At 58.3% G+C, this 13563-nt stretch carries 11 protein-coding genes; 3 read left to right on the top strand and 8 right to left on the bottom strand.

Annotated features, from left to right (window positions below):
* Window positions 1-514: 514 nt before the first annotated feature.
* Entirely contained in the window at window positions 515-1942 is a 1428-nt protein-coding gene (locus tag RX972_RS15425; protein WP_316876690.1) for an aldehyde dehydrogenase family protein, read from the bottom strand.
* Window positions 1943-2090: 148 nt separating this feature from the next.
* Here RX972_RS15425 and RX972_RS15420 point away from each other — a divergent pair, with 148 nt between their 5' ends.
* From RX972_RS15420 to RX972_RS15410, 3 genes are all read left to right on the top strand, one after another.
* Window positions 2091-3038: a LysR family transcriptional regulator gene (locus RX972_RS15420; RefSeq protein ID WP_122705321.1), complete on the top strand. Its 948-nt coding sequence runs from the start codon at window positions 2091-2093 to the stop codon at window positions 3036-3038.
* 141 nt (window positions 3039-3179) lie between these two features.
* Window positions 3180-3884, top strand: a complete 705-nt coding sequence (locus tag RX972_RS15415) for an HAD-IA family hydrolase (RefSeq protein ID WP_316876687.1) — start codon at window positions 3180-3182, stop codon at window positions 3882-3884.
* 74 nt (window positions 3885-3958) lie between these two features.
* Window positions 3959-5242, top strand: a complete 1284-nt coding sequence (locus tag RX972_RS15410; protein ID WP_316876685.1) for an FAD-binding oxidoreductase — start codon at window positions 3959-3961, stop codon at window positions 5240-5242.
* Window positions 5243-5412: 170 nt separating this feature from the next.
* Here the strand turns inward: RX972_RS15410 and RX972_RS15405 are convergent, their stop codons facing one another.
* From RX972_RS15405 to RX972_RS15375, 7 genes are all read right to left on the bottom strand, one after another.
* Window positions 5413-5904 carry an Lrp/AsnC family transcriptional regulator gene (locus RX972_RS15405; RefSeq protein ID WP_027900155.1) on the bottom strand — a complete coding sequence of 164 codons (492 nt, stop codon included), beginning with the start codon at window positions 5902-5904 and terminating at the stop codon, window positions 5413-5415.
* 39 nt (window positions 5905-5943) lie between these two features.
* Entirely contained in the window at window positions 5944-6630 is a 687-nt protein-coding gene (locus RX972_RS15400) for a hypothetical protein (protein WP_316876683.1), read from the bottom strand.
* A 109-nt stretch (window positions 6631-6739) separates the two neighbouring features.
* Entirely contained in the window at window positions 6740-8029 is a 1290-nt protein-coding gene (gene gabT / locus RX972_RS15395) for a 4-aminobutyrate--2-oxoglutarate transaminase (protein ID WP_027900153.1), read from the bottom strand.
* 298 nt (window positions 8030-8327) lie between these two features.
* Window positions 8328-9413, bottom strand: a complete 1086-nt coding sequence (locus RX972_RS15390; RefSeq protein ID WP_316876681.1) for an ABC transporter ATP-binding protein — start codon at window positions 9411-9413, stop codon at window positions 8328-8330.
* A gap of 130 nt (window positions 9414-9543) precedes the next feature.
* Window positions 9544-11004, bottom strand: coding sequence for an NAD-dependent succinate-semialdehyde dehydrogenase (locus tag RX972_RS15385; protein ID WP_316876680.1), 1461 nt, complete (start codon window positions 11002-11004; stop codon window positions 9544-9546).
* Window positions 11005-11231: 227 nt separating this feature from the next.
* On the bottom strand, window positions 11232-12029 hold the full coding sequence (locus RX972_RS15380) for an ABC transporter permease (protein WP_027900150.1): 798 nt from the start codon (window positions 12027-12029) through the stop codon (window positions 11232-11234).
* Entirely contained in the window at window positions 12030-12959 is a 930-nt protein-coding gene (locus tag RX972_RS15375; protein WP_316876677.1) for an ABC transporter permease, read from the bottom strand. It abuts the gene before it with no gap.
* Between the last annotated feature and the right edge of the window lie 604 nt (window positions 12960-13563).

Below are 13563 nucleotides of genomic sequence, written 5' to 3'. Positions count from 1 at the left end.
TTCGCTCCTACCGGTAACTCGGGCAAGACGCAGAATCCTGTGGGACCGAATTCATTCGGGAGGCGGTATTTCAGGCACCACATAGGCTGTGGATGTCCCGGCCCCTTCGCGAATGAATTCGCTCCTACCGGTAACTCGGGCAAGACGCAGAATCCTGTGGGACCGAATTCATTCGGGAGGCGGTGGTTCAGGCAACACATTGGCTGTGGATGTACTGGCCTTTTCGCGAATGAATTCGCTCTTACCTTTGATCTGGTTAAGACGCAGAACCCGGTAGGATCGAATTCATTCGGGAAGGCGGTATTTCAAGGCACACATCGGCTGCGGATGTACCGGCCTCTTCGCGAATGAATTCGCTCCTACCTTTGATCTGGGCAAGACGCAGAACCCGGTAGGACCGAATTCATTCGGGAAGGCGGTATTTCAGGCAACACATTGGCTGCGTATGTCCCGGCCCTTTCGCGAATGAATTCGCTCCTACCGGAATTTGAGCCGGCGGGCGATGGTGGGTCCATCAAGGGTAAAAGCCCACAATCGCCTTGGTCTCCAGAAACGCCTCCAGTCCCCACTCGGCATATTCCCGGCCATTACCCGATTGTTTGTAACCGCCAAACGGCGCTCCTGGATTCCAGTCGGGATGGTTGATGTAGACACCGCCGACCCGTAGCAGCAAAGCAATCTCCCTGGCCCGCTGCAGGTTGGAGGACTGCACGTAACCGGCCAGACCGAACACGCTGTCATTGGCCAGCGCAACCGCGTGCTCATCATCGTCATAGGCTTGAATCACCAGCACCGGGCCGAAGATTTCCTCCCTGGCAATGGTCATGTCCGGCGTCACTCCGGCGAACACTGTCGGCTTGACGTAGTAGCCACGCTCCAGGCCTTCGGGTCGGCCGAGGCCACCGCAGACCAGCTGCGCACCTTCGTCGATGCCGATGGCGATCATTCGCTGGATGGCCTGGAATTGCCGGTCGCTGATCACCGGTCCCATCGTCGATTGCGGATTGGCGGGATCGCCAACCTGATGGGCGAGAGCCGCACGCCGGGCGATTTCCACCGCTCGATCATGCAATGAAACAGGCACCAGCATGCGGGTCGGCGCATTGCAGGACTGTCCGCTGTTTCCGAAGCAGCCATTGACCCCAGAGGTCACGGCTTTCTCCAGATCGACATCGTCCAGCAGGATATTCGCCGATTTGCCGCCCAGTTCCTGATGCACACGTTTCACGCCAGGCGCCGCCAGACGCGCGACTTCCACCCCGGCCCGCGTCGAGCCGGTGAATGAAACCATGTCCACTTCAGGGTGCGCTGCCAGAGCAGCACCCACGGTTGGCCCGTCGCCATTGATCAGATTGAACACCCCGGCGGGCACACCCGCTTCGTGCATGACTTCAGCGAACAGCACGGCATTGAGTGGGGCGATTTCGCTGGGTTTGAGGATCATCGTGCAACCGGCCGCGAGTGCTGGCGCGACCTTGCAGACGATCTGATTGATGGGCCAGTTCCAGGGTGTAATCAGTGCAACGACCCCCACCGGCTCCAGATTGATCAGCGTATTACCATTGGTTTTCTGAAACGCGAACGTATCCAGCGTGCGCAGTAGTTGTTGCAGATGACGCTTGCCGATACCCGCCTGCCAATCGTACGCCAGTGCCTTGGGTGCACCGACTTCGGCCATGATCGCCTCGGCAATCTCGTCGTAGCGCTGCATGAACACGTCGAGTATCTGCTCGATCAGAACTCTTCTCTCGTTGGGCGTCGTGCGGGCAAATGCCGGAAACGCACGTCGTGCTGCCGAGACTGCTGCGTCCACGTCGGCCTGATTGCCCATGGCTATCTGGCTGAAGGGCTGTTCAGTGGCCGGATTGATGACTGCCAGCTGCGAGTCCCCGGCGGGTGCTACCCAACCACCATCGATATAAAACTTCAGAGCGTTTTCCATAATCAGGCGGGCCTCGTCGGGAAGAGCAGAAAAGGGCGAGTGAGGATCTTGATCGTTGCAAAACACACACTCGGTCGCTCGCAAGAATAAGCATCAATTTCTGCATCCGGCAATTTACTAATAGTTGCTTCAGGCATAAGCTCAGGTCATGTCTAATCTTCGTCGAAAGCTTCCCAGTTCAAGTTCTCTGTTCGTCTTCGAAGCGGCTGCGCGGTGTGGCAGCTTCACCCGGGCGGCGGATGAACTGTGCGTCAGCCAGCCCGCGGTCAGTCGAATGCTGTCCCGTCTTGAGGAGCATCTCGGTGTGCAGCTTTTTGAGCGCACGCGAGGCGGTGCACGACTCACCGAGAGCGGCAGTATTTTGTACCGACGGGTGCAGGAGGGGTTCAGCACCATCGAGTCGGCGATCAGCGAAATTGAATCCCGCGCAACGGGCATCGAAACCGTCACATTGTCCGTTTCAACGGCGTTCACGACCCACTGGTTGATGCCGCGCATGAGCCGCTTCAGTCAGCGATTTCCCAGTGTCGACATGCGATATCAGCTGATGTCTGGCCGAATCGGCGGGCCATTGGTGGATGTCGATCTGGGCATGCGCTACATCGATTCAGGCAGCCTGAAAGCCACGGATACACTGGTTGTTCCGGAAATAACCTTGCCCGTCTGCAACCCCCAGTATTTCCAGCAGGTCTTGCAGGATGCAGGCAAAAAACAGCCGCCTACAATGATCTGCATGGACAATCAGGATCGGGACTGGACACTGGAATTTGGCTCGTCCGGGCGCGTGGAAAATGCCCTGATTTTTTCTGACTATGCGGTGGTCGTGCAGGCTGCCTTGTTGGGGCAGGGGATGGCGCTGGGCTGGTTAACCGTCGTCTCGAACAGCCTGGTCAAAGGCGAGTTGGTGCCCGCCGCCGAACAGGTTCATGTCACACAGCGTCGGTGTTGTCTGGTGACTCCAGCGAATCGTCCGGTGCGCCCGGTGGTCGAAAGTGTTCGTGACTGGATCATCGAAGAGATGCGTGCCGACGTCGCAAAAGTGGACGCGCTTTACCCTCATTTGGGGCTGTCGGCACTTCTCCACTCGGGTCGTTGAGATCAGGTGTGCCGCACAACGTGGAAAAACCGTAGGTTATGCTTCAAGGTCCGTGAAAAACGGAATATTTCATGAGGGAAGCAGGCTGATAATGGGTCAACCAGCTTGCTCTACCCCCATGAATATCTTGCGGAGCGCCCTATGTCATTCAAGCAGTTCAAAGCCCTGACGTTCGATGTCGTCGGCACCCTCATTGATTTTGAAGCAGGCATTCTCGCTCATGTTCGTGAGGTGGCGGGCGAAGCGGGTAAAGCCCACAGCGATGACGATATTCTCAAAGCCTATCGCGAAGCTCGTGCACAGACCGATTCAGGCTGGTGGCCGGACGACCTGGAGCGCTGCTACCACGTCATCGCCTCGAAACTGGGGCTGCCGGACAGCGACGAATACGCCAAAGGCCTGAGCCTTGCCGTGAAGAACTTCCCGGCGTTCCCCGATTCGATTGAAGCGCTGAAGCGTCTGCGCAAGCATTTCAAACTGGTCGCGACCACCAACTCGCAGATCTGGGCGCTGGATTTCATGGCCAAAACGCTGGAGGAACCGTTTGATGTGCGGGTGACTGTTGACGACGTACGCTTTGAAAAGCCTGATCCACAGTTTTTTGCCTACACCCGAGGCGTGCTGGCGACTCAAGGCATCCTGTTCGAAAACATCCTGCACGTCGCGCAGAGTCAATACCACGACATCGGCGTAGCCATGCGTCTGGGCTATCAAACCTGCTGGATCGAACGCCGTTTCGCGCAAAAAGGCACCGGGGGCACGCTTGAGTCTGATCGCGTGGAACCGCATTACCACTTCACTTCGCTGGTGCAATTGGCGGACGCGGTTGAGAAAGAACTGGGCTGACTGACGCTGGGTGACGACTGTGGCGCTCTGGCCTTGCTGCGAGCGCCTTTTCTCTTTTTAGCTGGATGTTCGCCATGACTGTTCAGAGCCTGTGGGCGGCCACTGCCCAGCCTTGTCCCGCGCTGCAATCCCTTGAAGGCGATCGCCAGTGCGACGTGGTGATCGTCGGTGCCGGTTACACCGGTTTGGCTGCGGCGCATCACATTGCGCTTGGCGGTCGCGAACCGTTGATTGTCGAGGCCAATACCCTCGCCTGGGGCGCCAGTGGGCGTAACGGCGGGGTAGTTTCGCCCAAGTTTCGGGTAGGCTTTCCAACGCTGATGGAGCGTTTTGGTCGTGACACGGCCTTGCAGATGTATCGCACAGGTTATGCGGCAGTGGACAGCCTGGTGGAGATGGTCGAAAGCCTTGGCCTTTCCGGGGCCCAACTGAACATGGGCGGTCACATTGCTGCTGCGCACAACGTTCATGCGTTAGGCGGGCTTGAGTCCACGGCAAACTGGATCAAGCGGGAAACCGGTGGCTCGTCGTCGCTGATGATCAGCGCCGAGCAGGTTCGTGAAGCCACCGGGTCGACGATTTTTACCGGCGGCTTGCTGACACCCAAAGCAGGCGGCATTCACCCCCTTAATTACGCCCGTGGCATCGCGCAAAGCTTGATTGATCGCGGCGTGAAGTTGTACATCAACAGCCCTGCCAATCAGGTGCGTCATGAGGCCGGCCGCGTTATCGTCATGACTCCGCAAGGGCGAATCAGCGCCCGCCAGGTGATCTACGCCACCAATGGTTATTCCGACCAGACCCGGGTCACTGACACCCTGCATCGACGCTTGATTCCGTTTCGCAGTGCGATCATCGCGACTCAAAAGCTTCCCGCTGATGTACTGGCGCAGATCATGCCGGGCGGTCAGGTGTGCGGTGATACCAAGCGCATGTTGCGCTGGTTCAGGGTTGTCGGCGACCGGCTGATTTTTGGGGGGCGGGGGGCGTTTGGCAAGAACGATTCCGAGAGCGCCTTCCGTACCTTGCAGCGCAGCATGGGTGAGGTATTTCCGATACTGCGTGATTACCAGGTTGATTTTCGCTGGTCCGGCCTGGTTGCCATGACGCTGGACTATCTGCCTCATGCCGGGCAACTGGATGAACGTAGCTTCTACTCGATTGGTTACAACGGCGGCGGGGTCGCCATGTCGACGTACATGGGCGGGCAGTTGGCGAAAATGACGTCCGGAGAGAAGGTCGACCTGGGTTTGCTGTGCGGTGATAAATTCAAACCCATTCCCATGCATGCGTTCCGCGCTCCCGGCGTACGCCTGGCGGCAGGATGGCAGCAATTCCTTGATGTTATCGGCCGGTGATCATTGCACCAGGCTATCTGCCTCAAACATTGGATCTGTAGGAGCTGCCGAAGGCTGCAATGGCGGTGCATCAGATTGAATGCTTCGCAGCCTTCGGCAGCTCCTACAGAAAAAGCATTCCAGATCGGATGGTGCAATTTTGTTTGCCAGGAGTCACCGAGTCTTGTGTGTCAAACCGCCCTGACCAGACTCCGCAGCGGCACGGTGCTTTTCACCACCGGTGATTTGATCACGATGTAGCTGAAGTACTTCTCGATCCCGATGTTCTTGTCGAGGATCGATTCCATCAATTCCTGGTAGTGCTGGATGCTGCTGCACAGGAAGCGCACCAGATAATCGTAGCCGCCGCTGATCAAATGACATTCCAGCACTTCGTCGATGTTGCGGATGCTGGATTCGAATTTCACGAAGTCGCCACGTTTGTGGTCGGAGAGGGTGACTTCGGTAAACACAGTGACCGAGTTGGCGAACTTGGCGAGATTGACGTGGGCCTCATAGCCGCTGATGTAACCGGCCGACTCAAGACGTTTGACCCGCTGCAAACAAGGACTGGGGGACAGACCGACGGCTTCGGCGAGGCTGACGTTGGTCATTCGCCCGTCTTTCTGCAATTGGACCAGGATGTTGATGTCGATACGATCGAGCTTCGTTGCAGCGTCCATGGTTCAGTCCTCGCCATTTCAAAATCCAGACTGCTCACCTCAGGCGTGCAGTGCTTTTTGATGCGCGTGGACGAGGTCTGCCAGGCTGGCGTATTCACAGCGCTTGCCATCCAGTGCCTGCGGTGAGTGATTCCACGGCTGGCTATGACCCCGTCGCAACGTACATACCGGGAAATCCACCCGCTCGCTCCACGGGTCGTCCACCTCGGTACTGCGCACCGGTAACAATTCTGATCGCTCCAGTTCCAGCTGGAGTAACGCGGCGTCCAGGCTCGTGTGCCAGTCGGTATCAACGGGCTCGATGACGGCATCGAACGTCACCGGCAACCGGCTGGTCAGCGAGCTCACGTTGATGCCGTGAGGTGGGGCAATCAGTATCAAACGGTAGAACTTGCTCAGGTACTGCAAGGCACCTGGAACATCTTCGAATATGGGCCAGTGGTCAGAGGAGCTACTGAAAGCAACACTCTGATCCCAGTCAGGAATGGTATGCAATTGGTGAGCCAGACGTTGGTACAACTGGCCGTGAAAAGCGCTCGGGCTGCTTGCTGGTCCACTGCTGATCAGCAAGTCGGCGGTCTGTCGGTAGGCGCTGAGCAATTGTTCGTCACTGATCGCCGGATTGCCTTGCACTGCCAGCGGTCGAAGCCCCTCAAGAATGCCCCGTTCTCGATCAACCAGTGTTCCAAAGGAAAAACCCAATGCCTTGTACTGGGTGACTTTCATGATTCGCTCCTGAGTAACAGCTGTCGGTTCCATCATGTTCCGCACCCGTGTTCCGAACCCGGGCCCTGCGCTGCATGAACAGGCCGGGCCAGGTCTTGCCGCGCGTGCCTCAGCAGGCCGCAGCCAGTGCGGTATCGAGCATCTGCAAAGCTTCGGCCACTTGTTCCGGGGTTGTCACCAGCGGCGCGAGGAATCGCACCACGTTACGGTGTACGCCGCACTTGATGACCAGCAGGCCGGCGTTGCGCGCGCCATCGATGACCTTTTGCGCCAGCGCAGCGTCCGGGCTTTGCTTGTCGTCGGCTGCCACCATTTCAATGGCCAGCATGAAGCCCAGGCCTCTTACATCACCGATACGCGGGTAACGCGCTTGCAAGGCCAGTAAACCTTCATGCAACTGGGTGGAGAGTTTCGCGCCCTTGGCCAGCAGATCCTGCTCTTTGAAAAGGTCCAGTACTGCCAGTGCCGCAGCACAAGCCACCGCGTTGCCGCCATAGGTGCCGCCCAGGCCACCCGGTGTCGGGGCATCCATGATCTCGGCCCGGCCGACCACACCGGATAGCGGCATACCGCCCGCCAGGCTTTTCGCAACAGTCACCAGATCAGGTTTGATGCCCGAGTGCTGGAAGCCGAACATTGTGCCGGTACGCCCAAAGCCGGTCTGGATTTCATCGAGGATCAGCACGATGCCGTGTTGAGTGCAGCGTGCCCGCAAGGCCTGGAGAAATTCGCTGGAGGCCGCAATGAAACCACCATCGCCCTGAACAGGCTCGATGAGGATTGCCGCAACCCGGTCAGGTGCGACATCGGTGGCGAAGAGTTCATCCAGCTCGGCCAGCGCGTCGTCGCTGCTGATCCCGCGATAAGGGTTTGGGTAGGTGGCGTGGTAGATCTCGGCCGGGAAGGGGCCGAAATTCTGTTTGTAGGGCTGGCTCATGCCGGTCAGGGTCACACCGAGCAGGGTCCGGCCATGGAAGCCGCCCCGAAAGGAAATCACCGCGGTGCGATTGGTGTGGCTGCGAGCGATCTTGATCGCGTTTTCCACCGCTTCGGCACCGGAGGTAAACAGGATGCTTTTGTAGTGCTCTTCGCCGCCAATCAGCGTATTCAGGCGCGCGGCGACTTCGATGTAGCTTTCGTAGGCCGCGACCTGAAAACTGGCATGAGAAATTTCACCGACCTGACGCCGTACCGCATCGACAACCTTAGGGTGGTTATGGCCAACGTTGAGTACGCCGATGCCACCGACGAAATCCAGATAGCGCTTGCCGTCCACATCCCACAGCTGCGCCCCTTCGGCGCGTGCCGCTACAACCGGGTGAGCCGTGATGATGCCGCGCGGGATGTGTTGCTCACGCAGTGCGAGCAACCGTTGGGTTTCAGTCAGTGCAGAATTCATCTCAATCTCCGTGATCGCCGGGGTGGCAGGTGATGTGATCAGGATAAGCACTGGTCGGAACCACAAGCACTGAAGTTGCCCGGACCAGTGCTGTGATCGACTGTTTTAGGGGGAGGTTGCGACATATTTCACTGTGGGGTGTTGCCGGGGATCCTGCGTGAAGCTCAACCCCCTGTGGGAGCGAATTCATTCGCGAAGAGGATGGTACATTCGGCAGACATTTATCTGCTGGAATGCCGCTTTCGCGAATGAATTCGCTCCCACACAGTCTGCACAGTTCATTGACGAAGATGATGTCTCAACTCATAGCCCGCGGCACAACAATGGTGTCTTCCGGGTGTAAACGCATCAGCAGCGGAGAGCCAATAGGCGGCAGGCTCAGGTTGCCTTCGTGATGGCTTGGTTGACGCAGGCTGACGGTCGGGCCGCCTTCCAGATCGACGAATACCTTGAGGCTTTCGCCCTGGAACACGATGTCCGAAACCCGCCCGCGCAGATGATTCCACTCGGGGCCTGAACTGTCGTTGTCCAGCAACAGCTTTTCCGACTGTAACGCGAGGAACACATCCCCCGACGGCGGGATTGGACGAGTTGTACGTAGAGCCGTCGCGCCCAGGTTCAGACCGCTTTCACTGCGTTGCAACGGGATCAGCGTGCTTTCGCCAATGAAACTGGCGACGAAATCATCGGACGGATGATCGTGCAAGCGACGTGGCGTATCGACTTGTACCAACTGGCCGCCACGCATAATCGCGATACGGTCGCTCATGGTCAGTGCTTCACGCTGGTCGTGGGTCACGTAAATCATTGTTGCGCCGAGGCGTTTGTGCAGGGCGCGCAGCTCAATCTGCATGGTTTCGCGCAGTTGTTTATCGAGCGCGGAAAGAGGTTCGTCCATCAGGATCAATTTGGGTTCGAAGACAATCGCCCGGGCCAGTGCCACCCGTTGTCGCTGGCCGCCGGAAAGCGCTGCGATGGAGCGGTTTTCGTAGCCGCTCAATTCAACCGTTGCCAGCGCCTGTTTCACGCGGCCGAGGCTTTTGGCGGCGCTCTCACCTCTGGCGCGCAGAGGGAAAGCAACGTTTTCGCCCACCGTCATGTGCGGGAACAGCGCGTAGTTCTGAAAGACCACACCGATTTCGCGTTTGTGCGGTGGCATCAGTGTGACGTCGCGCTCGCCAAACAGGATGCTGCCAGAGCTGACCCGGATGAAGCCACCCAGAATGCTCAGCAATGTGGTTTTGCCCGACCCGGAAGGGCCTAGCAGGGACATGAATTCTCCCGCTTCCACCTTGAGGTTCACGTTGTTCAGCGCCTTCAAACTGCCGTAGTCCTTGCAAACCTGATTGACGCTGACTGATTCAAAACCTTCGGTGAAATTCATGAAGCGTCCTCCTGTGCAGAGCGGGTGTCTGCATCCATCTGAACACAGGCGCTGGCCGTGTTCGTGCCGTTTTGAGCCGCCGGGAAAACAGGATCTGCTGCCCGGCGGTATCCGTGTCCAATGCTAGCCGTCAGTCCAGACCGCCGATATGCCAGGCCTTCACTTCGAGGAATTCGTCCAGGCCGTACTTCGAGCCTTCACGGCCGGTGCCTGACTGCTTCATGCCGCCAAAGGGGGCCACTTCCATGGAAATGATCCCGGTATTCAGACCCACCATGCCGAACTCCAGTCGCTCACCTACGCGCCAGGCACGACGCATGTCCTGAGTGAAGTAATACGCACCGAGGCCATACGGCGTCGCGTTGGCCAGCGCCAACGCCTCGGCCTCGTCCTTGAAGCGGAACAGCGGCGCAACCGGGCCGAACGTTTCTTCGCTGGCCAGCAGCATGTCGGCTTTGGCATCGCGCAACACGGTGGGCTGAACGTAAAGGCCATTTCCCTGAGGCGCGCCGCCAATGACTACGCTGGCACCTTTTTCCAGCGCATCGCCGATATGGCGCGCTACTTTGTCGACGGCGGCGGCATTGATCAGCGGGCCAATCGTGACCCCGGTTTCCAGGCCGTCACCGACTTTCAGTTCGGCGACTGCAGCGCTCAGGCGCTCGGCAAAACGGTCATAAATACCGTCCTGAACCAGAATCCGGTTGGCGCAGACGCAGGTTTGCCCGGCGTTGCGGAATTTGCTTTGCATGACCCCGGTAATGGCCAGGTCCAGGTCCGCATCATCGAAGACGATAAATGGCGCATTGCCGCCCAGCTCCAGGCTCAGGCGTTTGATGGTGCTTGCACACTGGCTCATCAACAGTTGGCCGACCCGGGTCGAGCCTGTGAATGACAGCTTGCGTACTGCCGGATTGCTGGTCATTTCACCACCGACCCCGGCAGGCAATCCGGTTAATACGTTGAACACGCCGGCCGGGATTCCGGCGCGCTCTGCCAGCACCGCCAGCGCCAGGGCTGACAGCGGGGTCATCTCCGAAGGCTTGACCAGTACCGGGCAGCCGGCCGCCAAAGCCGGTGCGCATTTGCGGGTGATCATCGCGTTGGGGAAGTTCCACGGGGTGATCGCCGCGACGACGCCAATCGGTTGTTTGAGCACGATGATCCGTCGATCAGCGACGGGTGAAGGAATGGTGTCGCCGTAGATCCGGCGGGCTTCTTCAGCGAACCATTTGACGAAGCTGGCGCCATAGGCGATTTCGCCACGTGACTCAGCGAGGGGCTTGCCTTGCTCGGCGGTCATGATCAGCGCCAGGTCTTCCTGGTTGTCCATGATCAGCTTGAACCAGACTTCAAGAAAACGCGCTCGCTCGGCCGCCGGGACTTCGCGCCAGGACACGAAGCTGGCTTCGGCTGCTTCGATGGCACGGCGGGTTTCAGCGGCTTGCAGGGCTGGCACTCGGGCGATAACACTGCCATCGGCGGGGTTGGTCACGTCCAGCGTCGCGCCGTCATCGGCACTGATCCACTCGCCATTGACGTAGGCGCGCTCAACGAGAAGGGAAGGGTCACGCAGGGTATTTTTCAACATGATCAGGGTGCCTTGAGGGTCCGAACGATGGACTCATTTTAAGAATGTCTGCCCGGTGGCCGATGCCGAGATGGCCTCTGGAGCGGGTGGTAGATGCTGAATTTGCGCTGCTGGCGGCAGATGTTGCTAATTCACCATTACCCTTGTAGGAGCTGCCGAAGGCTGCGAGGCGGTGTGTCAGACAAATTGCCTTCGCAGCCTTCGGCAGCTCCTACAAGATGGTGTTGTCAGCTCGGTTTATTGCGCCCCGCGATCACCACCAACAACAGCGAAGCCAGAATCAGGATCGAGCTGATCGCCGCAATCGTCGGGTCGATTTCATCGCGCAGGGCGGTGAACATCCGTTTGGTCAGGGTCTGGTTGTCGCCGCCGGAAATGAACAGCGCCACCACGGTTTCATCCAGCGAAGTGATGAAGGCAAACAGCGTGGCCGAGACCAGGCTTGGCTTGATTTGCGGCAGTGTTACGGCCATGAATGCCCGGAAGCGGTTCATGCCCAGGCTGCGGGCGACCATCTCCTGTGACATGTCGAAATTACGCAATCCGGCCAGCAGGGCGATGATCACGTAGGGCAGTGCCAGCATGATGTGCGCCAGAATCAGCCCGGTCATGGTGCTGATCAAGCCTACCCTGGCGTACACAAAAAACACTCCGGCGGCGATCAGGATGATCGGTACCATCATCGGCAGCAGCAAAATGATTTGCAGTGTGCGCACCACCTTCAGGCTGGAGCTGTTGATGGCGTAAGCGGCAGCCATACCGATGGGCAGGCTTACCAGCGTGGTGACGGCCGCGGTGATCAGGCTGACCCGTGCCGCCGACATCCATTCAGCACTCTCAAAGAACGCTGCATACCAGCGCAGCGACCACTCCTTGGGCGGGAATTGCAGGAAGCGGGCCTCCGAGAACGACATCGGCACCACGATCAGAACCGGCAGGATCAGGTAGAGCAGGATGGCGGCTACCAACACCGTGAAAAGCAAATGGGAGACGCGGACCTGACGCAGATAGGCAACCAGTTTCATTTAGCGCGCTCCCAGAATGCGTTCGATAGGGATGAACTTGTTGATACCCCAGAAAATCAGGAACACCACCAACAACAGCACCAGACCGACCGCACTCGCGGCGCCCCAGGCGTGATAAAGCTCAACGTTGCGCTGGACCAGCATCGATACCAGGATTGTGCGGCCACCACCGAGCAGTTCAGGGGTGATAAAGAAGCCCAGGCAGATGACAAAGACCAGAATTGACCCTGCCATGATTCCGGGAGCAGCCATCGGCAAGAACACCCGGCGGAAGGTGTAAAAGGGCTTGGCCCCCAGGCTTTCCGAGGCTTGCATCAGGTCCTGCGGAATTTTTTTCATTACCGAATACAGCGGTAGAACCATGAACGGCAGCATGACGTGCAGGGTGCCGATTACCGTGCCCGTGGTGTTGTGCATCAGGTTCAGCGGTTGATCGATGATGCCCATGTCGATCAACGTCTGGTTGACCAGCCCACGGCGTTGCAGCAGGACCAGCCAGGCGTAGGAGCGCACCAGCACGCTGGTCCAGAACGGGATAATCACGCAGATCAGAATCAGGTTCGCCCAGAAACCATGGAGGCGCGACGCGGCATAGGCGATGGGGAAGCCGAGGAAAATCGACAGCACGGTGACGATGAGGCTGATCTTGAAAGTCAGGACAAAGGTGTCCCAATAGATTCGCTCTTCGAAAATGCGGACATAGTTGGCCAGGGAGAAGCCTTCTTCGGTCTGCACCGACTGAAATGCCAGCCAGCACATCGGCAGGATCAGCAAAACCACCACCATGAACAGCGCCGGGGTGAGCAGCAACATCATCGAGGTGTTTTCCTTGCGCTCTTCGCGGGCAAGGGCGTCGCTATTGGTCAGCGGCGGTTGCTGTTTGTGGTTGTCGGATTCGGGCAGGGACTTGGCGAGATAAGCATTGGACATGTTTGTCTCCCGTCACTGGATCTGGCTGAAGCGCTGGAAGGCGCTCTGCTTGAGTGTTGGCATATGAACGACTCCCGAAAAGTGGGGGCAGATGCTGAAAGCGAGTGTGTTGCTGTTCCGGTCGCTCTGCGGGACCGTGCAATTTCCAATGTACCCATATGTCGCCAACGGAAGCCGCTGAAATGCCCTGCGCCAAAGTGCTTTATTGCGTAATGAGGCGGGTAGACGGCATGTCCTGCGTTGAGGCTTCTGGCACGGTATCCAGCCCCACCGCCGTGTCAGGTAGGAGGCAACTTGTTGGCGAGAGGGTTTGATGCGGTGAGTCAGTGCTGCCGCCTCGCGAACAAGTTCGCTCCTACCGGGATAGGCGTTCAGTTGTTGCTTCTTCTGCACAAACGACAGCCAGCGTTTTTCTGCCTTGATGCTGTCTACCGACGTCCATATTTCAGGTAGGAGGCAACTTGTTGGCGAAAGGGCTTGATGCGGTGAGTCAGTGCTGCCGCCTCGCGAACAAGTTCGCTCCTACCCAGACTGTGTGAAAACCTAGCCAACTCCTTTCAGATTTAAGAAAATGCTCCGCATCGAAAGATGCGGGGCATTTTCC

The sequence above is a fragment of the Pseudomonas syringae group sp. J309-1 genome (genome assembly GCF_032582135.1).
Classification (GTDB): Bacteria; Pseudomonadota; Gammaproteobacteria; order Pseudomonadales; family Pseudomonadaceae; genus Aquipseudomonas; species Aquipseudomonas quasicaspiana.
This window is presented reverse-complemented; position numbering and strand designations above follow the sequence as displayed.

Excerpts from the sequence above, each read along its gene's own strand:
- RX972_RS15425 (WP_316876690.1), bottom strand. The coding sequence starts at position 1,942 with ATGGAAAACGCTCTGAAGTTTTATATCGATGGTGGTTGGGTAGCACCC.
- RX972_RS15420 (WP_122705321.1), top strand. The coding sequence starts at position 2,091 with ATGTCTAATCTTCGTCGAAAGCTTCCCAGTTCAAGTTCTCTGTTCGTC.
- RX972_RS15415 (WP_316876687.1), top strand. The coding sequence starts at position 3,180 with ATGTCATTCAAGCAGTTCAAAGCCCTGACGTTCGATGTCGTCGGCACC.
- RX972_RS15410 (WP_316876685.1), top strand. The coding sequence starts at position 3,959 with ATGACTGTTCAGAGCCTGTGGGCGGCCACTGCCCAGCCTTGTCCCGCG.
- RX972_RS15405 (WP_027900155.1), bottom strand. The coding sequence starts at position 5,904 with ATGGACGCTGCAACGAAGCTCGATCGTATCGACATCAACATCCTGGTC.
- RX972_RS15400 (WP_316876683.1), bottom strand. The coding sequence starts at position 6,630 with ATGAAAGTCACCCAGTACAAGGCATTGGGTTTTTCCTTTGGAACACTG.
- gabT (WP_027900153.1), bottom strand. The coding sequence starts at position 8,029 with ATGAATTCTGCACTGACTGAAACCCAACGGTTGCTCGCACTGCGTGAG.
- RX972_RS15390 (WP_316876681.1), bottom strand. The coding sequence starts at position 9,413 with ATGAATTTCACCGAAGGTTTTGAATCAGTCAGCGTCAATCAGGTTTGC.
- RX972_RS15385 (WP_316876680.1), bottom strand. The coding sequence starts at position 11,004 with ATGTTGAAAAATACCCTGCGTGACCCTTCCCTTCTCGTTGAGCGCGCC.
- RX972_RS15380 (WP_027900150.1), bottom strand. The coding sequence starts at position 12,029 with ATGAAACTGGTTGCCTATCTGCGTCAGGTCCGCGTCTCCCATTTGCTT.
- RX972_RS15375 (WP_316876677.1), bottom strand. The coding sequence starts at position 12,959 with ATGTCCAATGCTTATCTCGCCAAGTCCCTGCCCGAATCCGACAACCAC.